Source organism: Desnuesiella massiliensis (assembly GCF_001403615.1).
Lineage (GTDB): Bacteria > Bacillota > Clostridia > Clostridiales > Clostridiaceae > Desnuesiella > Desnuesiella massiliensis.
Genome location: NZ_LN879453.1, coordinates 19347 through 39998 on the forward strand (window position 1 = coordinate 19347; position 20652 = coordinate 39998).

Genomic DNA, 20652 nt, shown 5'->3' on the forward strand with positions numbered 1-20652 from the left:
TTTTATAAAAAATCACCTTATATTATGGATTATTATGTATTTTAAAGATAAAATAGAATTATAAGAAAATTTATAAAATAGAAATTAATTAAACAGTTAGGGGTGGAGCCATGATAAGTAATATAGAAATATCCAACGCTATGACTATTAAATTAGAATGTGAATTGCCAGAGATACCAAAGTTCATAGAAGGTATAAGAAGAGCACCAGATAGGGGATTTACTCTAACGAAGGCTCAAACAGAGGTAGCTTTAAAAAATGCTTTACGATATATTCCTGAAGAGCTGCATGAAGCTTTAGCACCGGAATTTATGGAAGAGCTTATAACTAGAGGAAGAATTTACGGATATAGGTTCAGACCAGCAGGTAGAATCTATGGAAAACCCATAGAAGAATATAAAGGTAATTGTATTGAAGGTAAAGCTTTTCAAGTAATGATTGATAATAATCTAGATTTTGACATTGCATTATATCCCTATGAATTAGTAACCTATGGAGAAACAGGTCAGGTATGTCAAAATTGGATGCAGTATAGACTTATAATGAAATATCTAGAGGTAATGACCAATGAACAAACCTTAGTAATAGAATCTGGTCATCCACTAGGATTGTTTAAATCAAAACCAGATGCTCCAAGGGTTATCATAACTAATGCTATGATGGTAGGTATGTTTGACAATTTTAAAGATTGGCATTATGCAATGCAAATGGGGGTAGCTAATTATGGACAAATGACTGCAGGAGGTTGGATGTATATAGGACCACAAGGTATTGTCCATGGAACCTTTAATACCCTTTTAAACGCTGGAAGGCAAAAATTAGGTATTGGTCCTGATGAGGATTTAAAGGGTCATATTTTTATATCTTCTGGTTTAGGCGGAATGAGTGGTGCTCAACCAAAGGCCATAGAAATCTCAGGTGGAGTGGGAATAATTGCAGAAGTTGACTATTCTAGAATTGAAACAAGATACAATCAAGGATGGGTTAGTAAAATTTCTTCAGATTTAGAAGAGATATTTAAGCTTGCTCAGGAGTATGTAAACAAGAAAGAGCCTATATCCATAGCTTATCATGGAAATATAGTGGATTTATTGGAGTATGCAGTTAAACATAATATACACATAGAACTGCTTTCAGACCAAACTTCTTGTCATGCAGTATATGAAGGAGGATATTGTCCTCAAGGCATATCCTTTGAGGCGAGAACTGAACTACTAAAGACTGATAGAGAGAAATTTAGTCAGCTAGTGGATAAGAGTTTAGTGCGTCATTTTGAATTAATAAAGATTCTTGTAGAGAGAGGCACTTATTTCTTTGATTATGGTAATTCCTTTATGAAAGCAGTTTATGATGCAGGAGCTAAGGAAATTGCTAAAAATGGAGTAGACGAAAAAGATGGATTTATATTCCCATCCTATGTAGAAGATATCATGGGACCAGAATTATTTGATTACGGCTATGGACCTTTTAGATGGGTTTGCTTAAGCGGAAATCATGAGGATTTAATTAAAACTGATAGAGCTGCTATGGAATGTATAGATCCTACTAGAAGAGCTCAAGATAGAGATAACTATGTTTGGATTAGAGATGCTGAAAATAATCAATTAGTAGTAGGTACTCAGGCTAGAATATTATATCAAGATGCTATGGGCAGAACAAAAATTGCCTTAAAGTTTAATGAAATGGTTCGAAAGGGAGAAGTAGGGCCAATTATGTTAGGAAGAGATCACCATGATGTAAGTGGAACAGATTCACCTTTTAGAGAAACTTCAAATATAAAAGACGGAAGTAATATAATGGCTGATATGGCTATACAATGCTTTGCAGGTAATGCAGCAAGAGGCATGAGCCTAATTGCTCTTCATAATGGAGGAGGAGTAGGTATAGGTAAATCTATCAATGGCGGGTTTGGCTTGGTTTTAGATGGCAGTGAAAGAATAGATAATATAATAAAAAGCTCCATGCCTTGGGATGTAATGGGTGGAGTAGCAAGAAGAGCTTGGGCAAGAAATGAGAACTCCATTTCTACAAGCATGGAATACAATAAAATCAATGAAGATACAGACCATATAACCTTACCATATATTCCAAAAGAAGATTTAATAAAGAAAGTAATTGAAAAAGCATTTAAGGCGTAGAGAAAGCAACCAGTTACAGAGGAGCTTATATTTTGAAGATGGCTAATAATAATTAAATTTATGATTAACATAAGGGGGATTAAAAAATGGCTAATGAGAAAAAAATAATAGAATGTGTACCAAATTTCAGTGAGGGAAGAGACTTAGATAAAATTGAAAAGATAGTAAATCCATTCAGAGGAAAGGATAATGTAAAATTATTAGATTATAGCAGAGACGAAGACCATAATAGAGTGGTAGTAACTGTAGTAGGAGAACCTGAGGCAGTAAAAAATGCTGTTATAGAAGCTATGGGTATAGCTGTGGAGCTTATAGATTTAAGAAAGCATGAAGGACAGCACCCAAGAATGGGAGCTATAGATGTAGTGCCATTTATCCCAATTAAGAATGTAACTATGGAAGAAGCTATAGCTTTAGCAAAAGAAGTAGCTAAAGAGGCTTCAGAAAAATATAATTTACCAATATATTTATATGAAAAGGCAGCTTCCACGCCAGCTAGAGAGAATTTAGCTAATGTGAGAAAAGGTGAGTTTGAAGGTATGGAAGAAAAATTTAAAAATCCAGAGTGGAAACCAGATTTTGGACCAGATATAGTGCATGAATCAGCAGGAGTTACAGCAGTAGGAGCTAGAATGCCTTTAGTAGCCTTCAATGTAAACTTAGATACTCCTAATTTACAAATAACAGATAAGATTGCTAAAAATGTTAGGTTCATAGGAGGAGGCTTGAGATTCTGCAAAGCTATGGGAGTAGAACTTAAGGAAAGAGGAATAACTCAAGTGTCAATGAATATGACAGATTATAGCAAAACTGCACTTTATAGAGCCTTCGAGATGGTTAAAATGGAAGCTAAAAGATATGGGGTAAATGTGGTAGGCAGCGAAGTAATAGGGCTAGTTCCTATGCAAGCTTTAGTAGACAGCGCAGTTTATTATATGGGCATAGAAGACTTTTCAATGGATCAAATATTAGAAAATAGATTGATGGAGTAATACCTATGAAAAAAAGTATTTTTATAATCAACGCTTCTCAAATAGCTAGCAGCAAGGGAGCTAAAGCTAGATTTGGTGAAGAAATGAAGGAGCTTCAAATCATTGAAGATGGTGCTGTAGTCATAGAAGAAGGAATCATAAAAGCTATTGGCACTACGGAAGAACTTTTATCAAAGTATTCAAAAGAGGATTATGAAGTTATAGATGCTAAGGGAAAGACAATATTGCCAGGCTTTGTTGACTCCCATACTCACTTTATATTCGGCGGGTATAGAGCAGAGGAATTTTCATGGAGGCTAAATGGTGTAAGCTATATGGAAATCATGGAAAGAGGGGGCGGAATCATAAATACTGTAAGAAGTACCAAAGAGACTCCCCTAGAGGAGCTCATAGAGCTAGGCAGGAAAAGATTAGACTCCATGATGAAGTTTGGAGTAACTACCGTGGAAGGAAAAAGTGGTTATGGCTTGGATTTAGACACAGAGGTAAAACAACTAGAAGCCATGAGACGCCTTAGCAGTGATCATCCTATGGATATAGTAAGCACTTTTTTAGGTGCTCATGCTGTGCCAAAAGAATATAAGGGAAAAGAAGAAGAATATGTATCCTTCATAATAGATGAGGTTCTACCTAAGGTTAATAATCTAGCAGAATTCTGCGATGTATTCTGTGAGAAAAATGTATTTAGCGTAGAGCAGTCTAGAAGGATCCTTCTAAAGGCTAAAGAGCTAGGTATGAAGTTAAAGCTTCATGCTGATGAGATAGTTCAATTAGGAGGGGCAGAATTAGCAGGAGAACTAGGAGCTACTTCTGCAGACCATTTACTTCAGGCTTCAGATAAGGGAATTGAAAGCATGAGGGAAAACGACGTTATCGCCACATTACTACCTTGTACAGCTTTTAGCCTAAGAGAGAGCTATGCTAGAGGAAGGGAAATGATTGATAGAGGCTGTGCGGTAGCTTTAGCTACAGACTTTAACCCGGGCAGCTGCTTTACTTATTCCATACCTTTACTATTTGCCTTGGCTTGTATAGAAATGAGGCTTACTATAGAAGAGGCCATTACAGCTTTAACAATAAATGGTGCAGCAGCCCTAGGAAAAGCTCATGAAATAGGAACCTTAGATATAGGAAAAAAAGCTGATTTAGTTATCCTATCCTATCCTTCCTATAAATATATACCTTATCATGTGGGCATCAATATTGTGGAAAAAGTAATCAAGAATGGTGAGATAGTAGTTAATAATTAGTGTAAGTATAAAATAGCATATTAAAAGCGTTAAATTCCTTTTGGATTTAACGCTTTTGTGCTAAATAAGACAAATTTTTTATCTAAATTGTTGTATTATAAGATTGTATATACAGACAGAAATCAGATAAAATTGAGGAGGAAAAGTGTGATGTTACATTTAGGTTCAACATATCTCATCGTTAAAAATATGGAAAAGTCTATAAATTTTTACGAAAAGCTTTTGAGGATGAAACCAACCGCAAAGAATTTTGATCGTTGGGTACAATTTGATTTTGAAGGTAAATGTATTGCGCTATATAGTGATGAGTTTGATAAAAGAATGATTGAGCGTGGAGAGAATTTAGAGCAGCATTATGATGATAGATACTTACGCTTCTATAAAGAACGTAAAATCAATTATGGCAATAATATTGTTCTAAACTTTTGGGCTGAAGACTTAAAAAAGGAGCATGAGAGAATTAAAAGGTTAAATGTAGGATCTGTGTCGGAAATTATGTATCTAAATATTTCCTCACCATATTATATGTTTATAGTTGATGATCCTGATGGAAACAGCATTGAAATAACAGGAGATTATAAAGAATAGATTATACTATTGCCAAAGATAATCACGTAAAATATAAATTTGTATAATTTAAGAATGTGAAGGAGGAACTAAAAATGTTCAAAAAAATATTTGGTGGTAAGAATGATAAAGGCAAAACAAAGGATGGAAGCAACATATATACCTATGAGAATACTGAAAACAGAAATCAGGGTAATATTGCAAAGATGATGTACACGGAAGAGATAACAGATCACTTTAACAAAATATTTCCTGGCAGAACTACTAGTGTATTTCATGAACTTATTTCAGATATAGTACATATAGATGTTCATTTTATGGAACCAACCAATGAAGAACCTTTTAGAGTTATTTATACTACTGGTATGAGTGATTTGCCCATGACCTTGCCAAGTGATATTGAAGAGGAGTGGGGGCATTTAAAGAGAGCAGAATTGATGCTTTTTCTTCCTGAGTCATGGCCAATTGATTCTGAAGATTTTAAGGATGAAAGATATTATTGGCCAATAAGACTTTTAAAACAATTAGCAAGGTTTCCACATAAGTATAATACTTGGTTAGGTTATGGACATACGATACCGAATTCTGATGAATACGATCCGTATGCTGAGAATACCCAATTGAATGGAGTTATTTTGTCGGCATTAAAAGAGGAGATAAGCTCAATTAATACGAAGGATGGAAATTTAATAAATATCTACAGCGTTATACCTTTGTATAAAGAAGAAATGGATTATAAATTAGAAAATGGAATGGATGCTTTGTTTGAAAAACTATCGGAAATTGAAGGAAGCGGCTTCTGGATTAATGTTTCAAGAAAAAATGTTTGTAAATAACTCATCTATGCTAATTTTATATGTCATAGGTATATGTAATATATAATGAAATATTATTGTTATTAAGCAATTATTTGGGTAAGACTCTATACTACATTAAAATTAAGCGACGTAAGTTTAAGCTTACGTCGCTTTTGAAATATATTCTTCAATTATCTAATATCAAGCTTTTTATCTGTATTAGTGCAATATTTAGTATAATGTTCCTTGATAAGAGCTGATATAGCTCTAAAATATAAAATGCTGGAGGACAGAATGAAAATAAATAAAAAAATTATATTTATAATAGTCCTGTTAGATATACTTTTACTAGCTATGTTTGGTACAGTATTCTCTATACTGAGTGTTATTGGAGCAATTTGGTTTGTATATGGATGGATTCTTATGCTTAGGATATCTAAGATAAAGAATAGTAGAAAGCTTAAAATATTGGCAAACTCATATACCATAGCCCTCGCTGGCTTTTTAATATCCTTTATAATAATAGAAGGGATGTTGATTACACATTTAGTAAAATTAAGGGATGTAAATGAAACTAAAAATTTTAAATATGTTATAGTGCTAGGCGCAGGGTTAGATGGAGAGGAAGTATCAAATAGATTGAAAGGAAGATTAGATAAGACCATAGAGTATTATAATAAAAACAGTGATGTTACCATCATAGTCTCAGGGGGACAAGGTAAGGATGAAAAGATTTCAGAAGCAGAAGCTATGGAAAAATATTTAATAAATAAGGGCATCAGAAGTAATCAAATAGTAAAAGAAAATAAGTCTACTTCAACTATAGAGAATATAAAATTTAGTTTAACAATACTTAAAGACTTAGGGGCTCTTGATGAGGAAGTTTTAATTATAACCAGTGATTATCATTTATTTAGGGCTCAGATGATAGCAAATAAACTAAATATTAAAAATCAAGGATTAGCAAATAGAACGTTCTTATGGACTAGAATTAATTATATGATAAGAGAGTATGCGGCAATATTAAAGGATTACGTTAAGTTAAAACTATAGTTAGGTACATATCTAACATAATACTGACTTTATTAAAAGCCTATATGTTTTTAATATATTTTATTACTTTCGTAACATAAGTTACTGTAAATAATATAAAAAGTCGCTATAATAAAGCTATAGATTTGATATAGTAGATGGGGAGGATTTATATATGAACAGAAAAATAGTTAATATAGACAAAGAAAAGTGTAATGGTTGCGGATTATGTGTTAAAGCCTGTCATGAAGGAGCTATTATTATGGTAGATGGAAAAGCTACACTTTTACATGATATGTATTGTGATGGCTTAGGAGATTGCTTACCAGAATGTCCTACAGGAGCTATAGCTATAGTAGAGAGAGAAACTGTTCCATATAATGAAGAGGCTGTAGAAAGAAGACAGCAAGAATTGGCAAAAGAGAAGGAAAAAGAAGCAGCAATGCCTTGCGGATGTCCAGGAACACATGCAAAACAATTAAAAACAATAAAGATGGGTGCGGCGCCAGCGGTTAAGAAAGAAAGTAAAGAAAATAATATTGAACTTTCTTCTCAATTAATGCAGTGGCCAGTACAATTAAAATTAGTAAACAGCAGAGCAGAATATTTTAAAAATGCAAATTTATTAGTAGCAGCAGACTGTACAGCTTATGCTTATGCAAATTTTCATAACGATTTTATAAAAGACCATATAACTGTTATAGGATGTCCTAAACTAGATGATATTAAGTATTATGAAGAAAAACTAGCTGAAATTCTAAATGCTAATGCAATTAAGAGCATAACTGTAGTTAGAATGGAAGTGCCTTGTTGCTCAGGTATAGTAAGCGCTGTGAAAAATGCTATGTTAAAAGCTCAAAAGATTGTGCCTTATAAAGAGGTAACTGTAGGGATAGATGGACAAGTTATTGAATAAGGAATAGGAAAATCGTGAAGCAATTTTCTTTAAATTTCATAGTTCGAAGAGCAAATAAGGAGAATTATCCTGTGTTATTTCTTTAAAAATCAACAATATATTTTTATTAGAACCAAGCATGACTAATTAGTAGCCATGCTTTTTTTTAATTTCTCATTTTTCATAGCATAGCGAAGAAAAAATTTCATCTTTGTAATTTTTATTTAAAAAGTAATCATTATAGTTTTTTAAGCGTATATTTTATAAAGTAACATATTAATTTATATGGAAATTAATGGTTATCTATGGTATTATTAATAATGTACACAATCTATATTCAAAAAATTAAAAAAATTTTCTCTGGGTTGATGATATAATATTTTTAAGAGGTGAGAAAATGTGATTGATACTTTACTTAATTTTTTTAATGATATAAAAAAATTTGATTATTGGAATAAGCTATGGAAAAAGAAAATAGTTAGTGATAGCAAGGGAATGATTTTAAGAATTTATGAGAGAAAGTTTAGAAATAATGATGAAATTAAAGAAATAATTAAAGATAACAAGAACAATGTATTGCATATAAAGGAATATAGATATGATGATAAAGGGCTTCTAAATAAGGTTTTATATAAAAATGGCAATGGCTCTATTGAATATGTTAATGAGATAAAATATGATAAGGACTATAACATAATTTTGATTACAGGAGAAAATTGTATTGAAGATTCAAGCTTATACAAAATTTGTGAATATGATAACGATGGTAAAATAATAAGTGATGAATTAGTAGAGAGAAGAGCTAAAAAGCAGCCTATGATTCTCACAAAGAATCAATATGAGTATAATGGAGAGGGCTTATTAGTGAAAGTTAAAGCCTCAAAAAATGTTGAAGTCACCGAGGAGTATACTTATGATGTGGATAAGACTCTTTTAAATATATTGTTTAAGGATAATAATAGAATAATAGGGAAGATTGGGTTTGTGTATAAAAATAACTTATTAAATAATACTAAACTTAGAGATAGCATAACTTTCAAAGAAGTGGATTATAACGGAGAGATAAAGGACAAGTTTTATGGTAAATATCAATATGATGATTTGAATAGAATAATCACTGATTTCCGACCTTTTCAAATCAAAGGGGTTTACGAAGAGAATAAAATAAATAATTTTAATATAGTTTTTTCAAAGGAGAACTATTGCTATAATGATAAGATTAATGAGTATTGTAGAATAGTGGAAGAGGACGAAGAGGGAAATATAAGACAAGAATGCTTTTATGGCGATAAAGATGAAATAAGTAAGATAGTATTTATGCGTAATGGGAAGATAACCTATGTAAATGAATATGTATATGAGTAAAGGTAATATAGATAAGAGAACAAGATTTAAGTAATTCTTAAATTTGTGTTCTCTTTTTGTGATAATTAAAGTTGAAAACTTTAATGTTATATAAAAATAATTGCAGCTACAAAGAAAAAATAATAGTTGAAAAGACTAAGTATGATAAAATAATATATATATGAGTTAGTAATAGGATGTAAAATAATAGATTCTATCATATTAATAAGTGAAAATAAGAATAATATTTAATATCGTATAAGTTATGAAGTGGAGGTTAAACTATGCAGGAATTTGATATAGTCATCATAGGGGGCGGACCAGCAGGAATGGCAGCGGCTATAGCTGCAAGAGAAGAAGGCATAGAAGATATACTTATTTTAGAGAGAGAAGAACAGTTAGGGGGTATGTTAAATCAATGCATTCATAACGGTTTCGGGCTACATACCTTTAAGGAAGAACTTACAGGGCCAGAGTATGCTCAAAAATTCGCAGATAAAATAAATAAGTTAAATATACAATACAAATTAAACACAATGGTACTAGAGCTTAGTAGGGATAAGATAGTAACGGCAGTTAATTCAGAAGATGGGATTTTAGAGATAAAAGCTAAAAGCATAATTTTATCCATGGGCTGTAGAGAAAGACCAAGAGGTGCTATAACCATACCAGGAAGCAGATGTGCAGGCATATATACCGCAGGTACTGCTCAAAGGTTTGTTAACATAGAGGGGTATATGCCTGGCAAGGAGGTAGTAATATTAGGCTCAGGGGATATAGGGCTTGTAATGGCTAGAAGGATGACTTTAGAAGGGGCTAAGGTTAAAGCAGTGGTAGAGATTAGGCCTTACTCTAGCGGTTTAAAAAGAAATATAATTCAATGCTTAGATGACTTTAATATTCCTTTAAAGCTGAACTATGCCGTGATAGATATAAAAGGAAAGGAAAGAGTAGAAGGAGTAACTATTGCCCAAGTTGATGAGAATAAAAAACCTATAAAAGATAGAGAAGAATTTATAGAGTGCGACACATTACTTCTAGCTGTAGGATTGTTGCCAGAAAATGAAGTATGTAGAAAAGCTAAGGTTAAACTATCTGATATAACTGGAGGTCCAGAAGTAGATGAAAGTATGCAAACAAATAGAGATGGAATATTTGCTTGTGGAAATGTACTCCATATTCATGAATTGGTAGATAATGTTACTGTTGAAGGTTATAATGCTGGAAAAAATGCAGCTAGCTATGTTAAAGGCGTTAGATTTGATGGAGAAAAAGTTGAACTCTTAGCTACAGAGGGCGTGAGATATACTGTACCTAATTATATAAATCCTAAGAATATTGATCAATCTATAGATGTACGATTTAGGGTAGAAAATGTTTATAGAAATTCCTATATTTCCATTTACTTTGATGATATAAAGGAGTGCAGCATAAGAAAGAGAATTCTGACTCCTGGAGAAGTGGAAACTTTAAAAATATCAAAAGCTATGTTAGAGAAGCATCGCAATTGCAAGCAGATTACTTTTAAAGTTGAGGAGGAATAAAGTTTCATTTTTGTATAGGAAACAGTTTCAATTGATGACTTATACATGTACCATAATGGATTAAAGGTACTATTTTGGAACATGTATAAGTTAAGTTTTTGTTTCCATTAAGAAAAATAATCAACTATTTTTTCAAAAATTACTTTATGTCCTAATTCAGTGGGATGAACTCCATCAATAAAATAATCTTTTGAATTATCTTTAGTAAGAGTTACAAATAAGCTCTGTATGTCAATAGAGGTAATAGACTTTTCAATACAAAGTTCTAGTATTAATTTTCTATAAGAAGCCAAGGAATCATTGGTACTGATGTAGTTTATATAAGGAGACCAATAAGTTTTAGCTAGATCCTCTACTATTAATGGCTGAACCAATATTACCGGGGAAATATTATTATGGACGCAATCTTCTATCATTATGCTTATATTGTCTACTACAGAATGGACTGTTCTACCTAATAAAAAATCATTAGTTCCAGCCATGACAATGCATAAATCTGGCTTTAAATTTAAAACATCTTTATTAAATCTAGAAAGCATTCCAGCAGTGGTATCTCCATTAATTCCTTTATTCACTACATCAAAGCTATTATAATGACCTTTAAGCTTTGTATACCAGCTTTTATTTAAGGATACACCAAAGCCATAGGTCAAACTATCGCCAATACATACAATTTTCATTAATTTAATCCTCCATATGAATATAGAACGGTTTAAGTTAGAAAAGCTTTTTAAAGCAATCTTTACAAATTACAATTTGTCCTTTATTAGCAGATAAGGAATTTTCCTTTTTAATTTTTTTACCACAAACCTCACAGAGTATTTTATCCTCAGTATTTTTAATATTAGGCTTTGATTTAGTTAAGTTGTTGTTAAAAGATTTTTTATTAGGGGGAGGACTATACTCAATAGGAGCTATAGGGTTTTCTAGATCAACTATTTTATACTCCATTTTATACATGCTTTCTGCAAATAGCTCCAGTTCAAATCTAGGATTTTCTTCATCGTAGAATTCTTCAATTATTAAGCGTCTTATTTGAGCATCATTGATAATAAGGCCACTCTTTTCAATGCCATCAAAGATGCTTTTTGTGATGTTATTTGTATCTGGGTGACGTTTACGGCTCTTATAATAAACCTTTAAAACAGCAATTAAAGCTTCCGTAAGTACTATATTTGGGTTTTGGCATCTTGCTTCTAAAGCTATTTGCTCCTCGTATAAAGCATATCTATCATGATATTTACCAGAATTATAAGGTAAAATTGCTCGTCCGTTAACATTGAATAGTTTAAAATTTGATTTAGAGATGGGAGAGCCTTTTATTATTACCTTAGCATAACCTTCTGTCATATTGAAAAACTCCTTTTATTTCAATCTACATAGTATTTGATTATAATTTACTTATAAAGTATAATACTTATGATAAGTAAGTTTTAAATAAAAATCAATTGAATTCGAAATTATTTATTGTATATTATAGGGAAACAAATTCAAATAATAACTTATAGATGCACCTAAATAGCATGAAGATGCTATTTGGGAACATGTATAAGCAAGTTTCATGTTTGATTCTCTTTAGATAAGGATGGATATCAGATGCAGAAGGAAGTTAAAATTTTAGCAATAGAGAGTAGTTGTGATGAAACATCGGCAGCGGTGGTGGTAGATGGAAGATATGTGTTATCAAATATAATATCTTCTCAAATAGATATACATCAAAAATTCGGAGGGGTTGTACCAGAAGTAGCCTCTAGAAAGCATATAGAAGTTATAAATTTTGTAGTGGAAGAAGCACTGAAGCAGGCAAAAATTAGCATTAAAGAAATTGATGCAGTGGCTGTAACCTATGGCCCAGGTCTTGTAGGAGCATTATTGGTAGGGCTGCAGTATGCAAAAGGTTTAGCTTATGGCTTAAAGAAGCCTTTAATTGGTGTTAATCATATAGAAGGGCATATAAGTGCCAATTTTATTGAGCACAAGGAGTTAGAACCTCCTTTCGTGTGTTTAGTGGTTTCGGGAGGGCATACTTTTATTGTTCATGTGAAGGATTATGGAAGCTATGAAGTAATAGGTCAGACTAGGGATGATGCAGCAGGGGAAGCTTATGACAAAGTAGCTAGAGCCATAGGGCTCGGATATCCAGGTGGACCTAAAATTGATAAGATTTCGAAAGAAGGCAACCCAGATGCTATAAAGTTTCCAAGGGCCAATTTTCATGATGATAGTTTAGATTTCTCTTTTAGTGGAGTGAAATCTGCAGTGCTCAATTATTTAAATAAAATGGAGATGACAGGTGGAGAAGTTAATAAGGCAGATGTAGCTGCTTCTTTTCAGAAAGCGGTAGTGGGAGTTTTAACAGATAATGTACTTAAAACTTGTCAAATAAAGAATATAAATAAAATAGCCATAGCAGGAGGGGTCGCCTCTAATTCTTCTTTAAGAGAAACTTTGATAAAGGAAGGCCAGAAAAAGGGCATAGAAGTTTTATTTCCTTCTCCAATATTATGTACAGATAATGCTGCTATGATAGGAAGTGCCGCTTATTTCGAATATTTAAGAGGAAATATTGCACCTTTGAATTTAAATGCAAAACCAAATTTAAAAATTGGAGAAAGATAATTGATTAATCATAGGATTTTTTTATTAAGGAGAGAGGAAAGTTGAGATTTTTACCCTATTCAAATAGTTTGCATAGATATAAGTTCAAACGGGAGATAAATAAGATAAAAATAATAGAATTGGTGGTAGCGCTATTATTTATTAGTATTTTTGCGGGTATAATTTATGAAAATATTTCTGATAATAGGGTCACTACAAAATTTAAAGCAAAATATAAGTATAGCAGTGTGGATAATAATAAAATTGCTTATGGAACCGCTGGGACAGGAAAATATACTGTAGTATTGGACTCAAGCGTAGGGGCTACTAGCCAAGAATGGACGAAGCTTATTAAAAGCCCTTCAAAGGATATTAGATTCTACTATTATGATAGATTTGGTTATGGATTAAGTCAGTCTACAGACAAACCATTAACACTAGAAGAGCAAGGGAAAGCTTTACACACGATACTAAAAAAGTCTGGGCTAAAGAGTCCTTATATATTGGTAGGTAATTCTTATGGAAGTTTAGTAATAACAAACTATGCTAAGAATTATCCAGAGGAAGTAGGCGGAATTATACTCATTGATCCACCTACCTCTGAAGAAATAGCTAGCGAAGAATTTATTAGCAATAATAAAAAAGAGTTAAGAAATAAAAAGGTTCAACAGTTCCTATCTTCTTTTGGAATTCTTAGAATTATGGATAAATTAAATTCCTATGGAGATGGCGGAGAACTATTGGATAGCCTTTCAGGGGAGAATAAAGAATTTTTAAAGTCTAATAGGGTAACTAGGAAGTATATTAATGCTTATAGCAATGAGTTGAGGAATACCACAGCTATTGATAAAGAGTTTATGAATAATGAAAATTTAAAGAAAGTTCCATTATTTATAATAACTAAGAAGAATAAGCTTAAGGATGAAATTAAGGAAAAGCAACGTATAGATTTCCTTGATAGTCTAAGTCAAATGTCTTCTGACGGAAAATTAGAAGTGGTGGAAGAACAAGGCAATATACCTTTAAGGCAAGCAGAGTACTTAAGTGGAGTGATAAGTAATTTAACGAAGAAAGTGATGAGAATTTATGAAAAATAACCTTAATTCAAAAGATATTATTGTCATTAGCCTGATGGGAGCTGTTTTATTAATAGCTATAGGATTTCTGGGAGATAATCTCCCAGAGTATTCTTATGGTTTAGCCTTTGGCATAATAGTATTTATAGCCTTTATATATAATACTTATAAGGAAAAAATAAAGAATAGGTATAAAGTTTTTTTACAAAATGAGGAAGAGCTAAATAAGAAAAAAAGAAATTTCTCTAATATTAGCAAGCTGCACAAGGTGTTAAAATTAAATAATGTGGAATACATTGATGATCAAACCTGGGCTGATTTAGAGATGGATAAGGTGTTTGAAAAAGTTGACTATACCTTAACTACTCCTGGTGAACAAGCACTATATGAAATTTTAAGAAAACCTCTATATAATGAAAAAGAATTAGCTAATAGAAAAGAACTAATCAATTCAATGCAAAGCAATGAAGATTTAAAAGAAGAGCTTCAAAGGATTCTTTTTAAATTAGGAATGCAATATAATGGGGATATTATTGAATTGCTATATACTCAAGGTGAAACTAAGGGCTATAAAAAATATCTTTATGATTTTTTAGCATTGCTATGTTTAATATCTATAGGCTCAATTTTCTTTATAAAGACTTATGGGGTTTTAATGTTATTATTTGTTTCTTCTATAAACATGTACATACATTATAAAATAAACAAGGATATTATAGGTAAGGTAAACAGTATAACTTATTTAGCAGAAGTTCTAGCTACTGCTAAAAAGATATGCACATTGGATAATGTTGTTCTTAATGATATTAAAGATAATTTAGAGAGGAATCTTAAGGAGTGTTCTTCCATTATTAAAAACTCTAGTTCTATAGGAAGAATAGAGGGGATAGACGCTTTAGGAGATTATATTAATATCTTGTTCCTTTCGCAGGTTAGAGGATATTATAGTGTAATTGAAAGTATAGAAAAGAAGAAAGATTTTATTAGAGAAGTCTACTATATAGTGGGAGAGGTAGATGCTTTAGTGGCAGTTGGCTTATTTAGAAAGCATTTAAGTGAATATACTGAGCCAGAATTAGGAAAAGAAATTGATATAGAGATCCAGGGGGAAGATTTAAAAAATCCTCTAGTAGAGGAATGTGTTGCTAATAGTATACACTTGAAAAATTCAGGAATAATATTAACAGGAACCAATATGTCAGGGAAGTCTACTTTTTTAAGAACTTTAGGAATAAATGCGATTTTAGCTCAGACCATATATACTACTTGCTCAAAATCTTATAAATCCTCCTATTTTAATATTTTAACATCTATAAGTCCTAAAGATGATATTTCTACAGGTAAAAGCTATTATCTAGGAGAAGCGGAATCAGTACTTAGAATTTTAAATAAATTAAATGATAAAATTCCTGTTTTGTGCATAATTGATGAAATTTTTAGAGGGACTAATCCTATAGAGAGAATAAGTGCTTCTGCAGAAATATTGAATTATATAATAGGAAGAAAAGCTATTTCTATAGTAGCTACCCATGATATAGATTTAATAAACTTAGTAGATAAGAGATATACTCCTTTCTATTTTTCAGAGGAAGTAGATGAAAGAGAAGGATTAAAGTTTGACTATAAAATAAAAAATGGAGTTTCACCTACTAGAAATGCAATAAAGCTTTTAAGATTTATTGGCTACCCAGAAGAAATAACTAAGGGAGCTGAGGAAAGAATTCTTCCTTTAGAGACCTAAGATATGTCTTAAATAACTTAAAGCAAGCAATTATGATGTTCTTCCTCGGAAGGACATTTTTTTAAAAAGTAATAATTATGGGAAGGTAGATTCTATGGCAGAAGTGTATTTTAAAAAAAATATGGTTTTGGAATTCTTGTGTTCAGTAATAAGATATGCTAGGGATGAAGAGTTTGATAAAAAGCAAAATGAGAGTAATTATAAAAAATATAGAGAGATAGATTACTGGGTAAAGTCTGTTGATAGCTCTATATCCAGATTTTTAAAGAGGGAAATAAGAATTCTATTTAAATGGTTTGGTATAAATCCTATGGTTTTAACCAGCATCATAATAAATAATAATATAAATAAAATAGATGAGTTCTTTAGTTTTATAGATAAGATATCTGGAGAGGAATATATAAAAATTTTATATATGGAATTATGCATAGAGTATCCTCTCATGGAGGAGGGTCTTAAAGAAAAATTAGAGGCTATGTATGATGAAGATGAAGTTAAATTTATAAGTGAAACAATATATAATCCGGAAGAGGCCTTATATAGAATAAGGTATGCACTGAAGAATTTTTACTATAAATTTTTTAAAGCTAAAGAAGAAATTGCAGAGGATTATATTAATAAAAAAATGACTGAACATCAAGAAAAATTCTTAGAGTTAGAAGATAGATTTACAAAGGCTGTAATTGCAATGGATAAAAAGACATTAGACAAATATGAAGAAGCGAGTTTTTACATTTCCTATTTTTTAGAATCAGGTGCTTATGCTCTAGAATTTATAAAAAACCATATAAGCATAGTCTATGGATTTAATATGGAGTATAGATTTGACAATGCTATCATTGAGGAAAAGAAAAAATTATTATTTAAGGTCTTAGCAGATGAAAAAAGAGTAGAAATATTAAAGCTCATATCAAAGCGTACCTGGTATGGAAATGAGTTAGCAAAACACTTAGGTATAACTACAGCTACGTTATCCTATCATATATCCAGATTAATAGATATTGGAGTAGTTCATTTTGAAGAAGGCGAAAATAACAGGTTTTATTACAAGTGCGATACAGAAAGATTAAAGGAAATATTTGAATATGCCTTGAAAGATATAATAGGTTAATTATTATTTTAATTTTTGTAACAACATTGACACATAACTGACACATAACTGATTTATTATTTAAATATAAACTTAATAACCACATTCATAATTTAATAATAAATACGAGGAGTGGAGACATTTATGGATAATATGAACTTTAATAATGAAAATAGAAATATACAAGAGCCTGATTTTGTAATTGTAAATGACAATAAAAATAGTGGTGCATACGGATATAAGGAAAATCATTCTCCTTATAGGGAACATGGTCCTAAAGGTAAGAAATCCTCAGGAAAAAGAGCGCTATCTTATGTAGCAATTGGATTAATCTGTGCTACCTTAGGAGGAGCAGCAGGGGCAGCGGGAACTCTTTATGTATTACCAAAGACAGAAGCTTTCAAGGAGAGTCCTCTATATAAGAGCATGTCAAACAATAAGAATGTAAGTTATGGACCTACTACCATAGCTTCAGAAAAAGATGCTTTAACTGTATCAGAAATAGTTAAAAAAGTAGGGCCAGCGGTAGTTGGTGTTTCAACAAAAAGTAAGGTATCTAGTGGATTTTTTAATCAACAGGTTCAAGAGGGAATAGGTTCAGGATTCATAATAAACGAAGAAGGGTATATACTTACTAATTTTCATGTAATTAGCGGAGCTCAAGAGGTAAAAGTAATTTTGAGCGATGGTAAGGAAGTAGCCGCAAAAGTTATAAATTATGACCAAGACAATGATGTAGCGGTGGTTAAAATAACTGATAACATAAAAGTACCAGGTGTAGCTGAACTTGGAGATTCAGAATCAGTACAAGTAGGTGAAGGTGTAGTAGCCATAGGAAACCCTCTAGGGAAAGAGTTTTTAGGTACAGTAACTAATGGAATAGTAAGTGCGTTAAATAGAGACATAGATATACAAAATAAAAAATTAAATCTTATTCAAACAAATGCTGCTATAAATCCAGGAAATAGCGGTGGACCGTTAGTAAACTCTAGAGGTCAAGTAATTGGTATAAATACTGCTAAAATTGGAGCTGAAGGTGTTGAGGGCATAGGTTTCTCTATTCCAATTAACCAAATAAAAGGTAGATTAGAGTCTCTCTCCAAACCTATATTAAAAGTAGGAATCTCTGCTAGAGAAATAACTGAAGAGATGGCAAAGACTAATAAGGTGCCTGTAGGAGTATATATATTAGAAGTACAGGAATTTAGCCCAGCTGAAAAAGCAGGCATAAGACCTGGAGATATAGTAACAAAATTTGATGGTGAAAAAGTGAAAACTGTAGGAGAGATAAATCAAATTAAAGGTAAACATAAGTCGGGAGATACTGTTAAAGTAGAAATAGTAAGAGATGGTAAAACAAAAGTATTAGATTTAACCTTATCTGAATAGTATTTTTAATGGAGAGGAATAGAAATTCCTCTCTTTTCTATGCTATTAAATATGAAATGCGGAAAGGTTTAATTTATTTTAAATATATAGTAATATGATTATAAGAATTTATATTAGAGCTACAAATATTGGCATAGTTATTGCTCAAAAAATAGTAGTAGTTAAATAAAAAAATATTATTTAAAGGGAGGGCTATATATGTCACAAACTATAGTGATCAATAAAGTGACATTGTCTAATGGTGAAACAATCGGCTACAGAGAGATTGGAAACGGTAACAAGATTCTAGTACTAGTACACGGAAACATGACATCTTCTAAGCATTTTGAAATATTAATGGAGGAGTTAAAAGAGGATTATAAGATTTACGCCATGGATTTAAGAGGCTTTGGATTATCGTCCTATAACGCAAGAATAAACTCATTAAAGGATTTTTCAGAAGATTTAAAGGAATGGGTTGATATTCTTGGACTTAAGAGATTTTCCTTAGCAGGATGGTCCACCGGAGGCGGAGTTATTATGCAATTTGCTGCGGATCATCAAGAGTATGTTGAAAAGCTTGTATTGATTGAATCAGTTGGCATTAAAGGATACCCTATGTTTATAAAGGATGAAAATGGTCAACCTATTTTAACTCAGCAAATAAAAACTAGAGAAGAGATAGCAGCAGATCCAATACAAGTAGTGCCGGTTTTAGATGCTTACGCTAGCAAAAATAAGGAATACATGAAAATGCTTTGGAACATGGTCATTTATACTCATAATAAACCTTCAGAAGAGCTTTATGATGAATATGTAGACGATATGTTTACTCAAAGAAATTTAGTAGATGTAGATTATGCATTAGTTGTATTTAACATTTCAGAGGAGCACAATGGAGTGGTTGAAGGTAATAGTTTAGTTAATAAAATAGAAGTTCCAACTCTTGTATTACAAGGGGATAGAGACTATGTAGTACCAAGATATATGGGAGAAGGAATAGCTGAAGGCATAGGAGAAAATGCTAAATTAGTTATTATTGAGAATTGTGGACATTCCCCATTAGTTGATGCTATGCCAGTCTTAGTTAAAGAGATAAAAGAGTTTATATAAATAATTAAAATATTATTTGCAAAACAGCATACATTATTATGCTGTTTTATTTTTTTGGCAAGAAAATTGCTGTATATTATTATGCAGTATTAATTTAGACAGAGAGGAGAGAGAACATTTAATTACTAGTAGCGCAAGATGATAGGTATTACATAGAGTCATCTAAGTTTAAACAAATACATAAATAATGTATTAAAAAAATACAATGTATCAATTTTTTACACAGGAGGTGCCTTCATGCTTCAGGTAATAATTAGTGGTTTAATAACCGGAAGCTTATACTCATTAGCTGCCCTAGGATTAGTAATAATATTCAAAACATCAGACATTGTTAACTTTTCTCAAGGGGAGATGGCTATGTTTAATACATTCATAGCTTTTACACTATTAACTTCATTTGGGATGCCATACTTTTTAGCTATGCTTCTTACTATGATATTTGCAGCAGTTATGGGACTAGTAATCCATAGAGTTGTTATAAAACCTTTACAAGGAGCTCCGCTAGTAAGTTCAATGATCGCTACCTTGGGATTAATAATGATATTAAATGGGGTTGCGGGAAATATATTCGGATTTGAAACAAAACAATTTCCAAAGATGTTTAATGGAAAGAACTTTGAATTTGCTGGAGTTTCCATTGATCCCAATAGTTTGCTTACTATAGTAGTGACCTTGGTCATAATGGTTGCACTTTTCTATTTCTTTAAATATACAATGACAGGACTAGCATTAAGAGCTGCCTCTCAAAATGTTGAAGCAGCTAAATTAATGGGGATTTCAGTAAATAAAATAGTTACTTTAACTTGGGTATTAAGTGCTATACTTTCATCAGTGGCTGGTATGCTTATTGCACCAACTACATTCTTAGATATAAATATGATGGCAGATATTCATTTGAAGTCTTTCTCGGCTGCTGTGCTAGGAGGATTTAATACATTCTTTGGACCAGTAGCAGGAGGATTCATATTAGGTATTACAGAGAATCTATTTGGTAAATATATTTCTTTAGCTTGGAAAACAGTATTTGCTTTTGGGTTAATAATAGTTATGCTTGTAATCAGACCAAATGGATTATTTGGTAAGGCATATAGAAAGAAGGTGTAATCC

The 20652-nt window shown here is 31.7% G+C and carries 18 protein-coding genes; 16 read left to right on the plus strand and 2 right to left on the minus strand.

The window, feature by feature from the left end:
• The first annotated feature begins 110 nt into the window (after window positions 1-110).
• The 9 genes from BN2665_RS02690 to BN2665_RS02730 all read left to right on the plus strand — a co-directional run bounded on the left by BN2665_RS02690 (window position 111) and on the right by BN2665_RS02730 (window position 10559).
• The gene (locus BN2665_RS02690; RefSeq protein WP_055665577.1) at window positions 111-2138 is read left to right on the plus strand and encodes a urocanate hydratase; all 2028 of its coding nucleotides are present in this window, start codon (window positions 111-113) and stop codon (window positions 2136-2138) included.
• A gap of 86 nt (window positions 2139-2224) precedes the next feature.
• Window positions 2225-3130: a glutamate formimidoyltransferase gene (gene ftcD, locus BN2665_RS02695; RefSeq protein ID WP_055665578.1), complete on the plus strand. Its 906-nt coding sequence runs from the start codon at window positions 2225-2227 to the stop codon at window positions 3128-3130.
• Between the two features lie 5 nt (window positions 3131-3135).
• A complete protein-coding gene (hutI, locus tag BN2665_RS02700) occupies window positions 3136-4380 on the plus strand; it encodes an imidazolonepropionase (protein WP_055665579.1) in 1245 nt (414 codons plus the stop codon).
• A 150-nt stretch (window positions 4381-4530) separates the two neighbouring features.
• Window positions 4531-4968: a VOC family protein gene (locus BN2665_RS02705; RefSeq protein ID WP_055665580.1), complete on the plus strand. Its 438-nt coding sequence runs from the start codon at window positions 4531-4533 to the stop codon at window positions 4966-4968.
• Between the two features lie 74 nt (window positions 4969-5042).
• Entirely contained in the window at window positions 5043-5783 is a 741-nt protein-coding gene (locus BN2665_RS02710) for a suppressor of fused domain protein (protein ID WP_055665581.1), read from the plus strand.
• A 255-nt stretch (window positions 5784-6038) separates the two neighbouring features.
• Window positions 6039-6797: a YdcF family protein gene (locus BN2665_RS02715; protein WP_055665582.1), complete on the plus strand. Its 759-nt coding sequence runs from the start codon at window positions 6039-6041 to the stop codon at window positions 6795-6797.
• Window positions 6798-6951: 154 nt separating this feature from the next.
• Window positions 6952-7692: a 4Fe-4S dicluster domain-containing protein gene (locus BN2665_RS02720; protein ID WP_055665583.1), complete on the plus strand. Its 741-nt coding sequence runs from the start codon at window positions 6952-6954 to the stop codon at window positions 7690-7692.
• Between the two features lie 378 nt (window positions 7693-8070).
• Window positions 8071-9036 carry a hypothetical protein gene (locus BN2665_RS02725; RefSeq protein WP_055665584.1) on the plus strand — a complete coding sequence of 322 codons (966 nt, stop codon included), beginning with the start codon at window positions 8071-8073 and terminating at the stop codon, window positions 9034-9036.
• Between the two features lie 263 nt (window positions 9037-9299).
• The gene (locus BN2665_RS02730) at window positions 9300-10559 is read left to right on the plus strand and encodes an NAD(P)/FAD-dependent oxidoreductase (protein WP_055665585.1); all 1260 of its coding nucleotides are present in this window, start codon (window positions 9300-9302) and stop codon (window positions 10557-10559) included.
• Window positions 10560-10666: 107 nt separating this feature from the next.
• Here BN2665_RS02730 and BN2665_RS02735 read toward each other — a convergent pair whose 3' ends face one another.
• Window positions 10667-11239: a GDSL-type esterase/lipase family protein gene (locus tag BN2665_RS02735; protein WP_055665586.1), complete on the minus strand. Its 573-nt coding sequence runs from the start codon at window positions 11237-11239 to the stop codon at window positions 10667-10669.
• A 37-nt stretch (window positions 11240-11276) separates the two neighbouring features.
• The gene (locus BN2665_RS02740; RefSeq protein ID WP_055665587.1) at window positions 11277-11909 is read right to left on the minus strand and encodes a RusA family crossover junction endodeoxyribonuclease; all 633 of its coding nucleotides are present in this window, start codon (window positions 11907-11909) and stop codon (window positions 11277-11279) included.
• A gap of 246 nt (window positions 11910-12155) precedes the next feature.
• Here BN2665_RS02740 and tsaD point away from each other — a divergent pair, with 246 nt between their 5' ends.
• The 7 genes from tsaD to BN2665_RS02775 all read left to right on the plus strand — a co-directional run bounded on the left by tsaD (window position 12156) and on the right by BN2665_RS02775 (window position 20649).
• Complete coding sequence (tsaD, locus tag BN2665_RS02745; RefSeq protein ID WP_055665588.1) at window positions 12156-13178, plus strand: tRNA (adenosine(37)-N6)-threonylcarbamoyltransferase complex transferase subunit TsaD; 1023 nt, start codon at window positions 12156-12158, stop codon at window positions 13176-13178.
• 41 nt (window positions 13179-13219) lie between these two features.
• A complete protein-coding gene (locus tag BN2665_RS02750; protein WP_055665589.1) occupies window positions 13220-14254 on the plus strand; it encodes an alpha/beta hydrolase in 1035 nt (344 codons plus the stop codon).
• Window positions 14244-15974, plus strand: a complete 1731-nt coding sequence (locus BN2665_RS02755) for a MutS-related protein (protein WP_055665590.1) — start codon at window positions 14244-14246, stop codon at window positions 15972-15974. The genes BN2665_RS02750 and BN2665_RS02755 overlap by 11 nt, the downstream gene beginning before the upstream one ends.
• Before the next feature lie 94 nt (window positions 15975-16068).
• Window positions 16069-17085, plus strand: coding sequence for an ArsR/SmtB family transcription factor (locus tag BN2665_RS02760; protein ID WP_055665591.1), 1017 nt, complete (start codon window positions 16069-16071; stop codon window positions 17083-17085).
• Window positions 17086-17208: 123 nt separating this feature from the next.
• The gene (locus tag BN2665_RS02765) at window positions 17209-18453 is read left to right on the plus strand and encodes a S1C family serine protease (RefSeq protein ID WP_055665592.1); all 1245 of its coding nucleotides are present in this window, start codon (window positions 17209-17211) and stop codon (window positions 18451-18453) included.
• A 198-nt stretch (window positions 18454-18651) separates the two neighbouring features.
• Entirely contained in the window at window positions 18652-19545 is an 894-nt protein-coding gene (gene phaZ, locus BN2665_RS02770; protein ID WP_055665593.1) for an intracellular short-chain-length polyhydroxyalkanoate depolymerase, read from the plus strand.
• A 237-nt stretch (window positions 19546-19782) separates the two neighbouring features.
• Window positions 19783-20649, plus strand: a complete 867-nt coding sequence (locus tag BN2665_RS02775) for a branched-chain amino acid ABC transporter permease (protein ID WP_055665594.1) — start codon at window positions 19783-19785, stop codon at window positions 20647-20649.
• Window positions 20650-20652 lie beyond the last annotated feature (3 nt).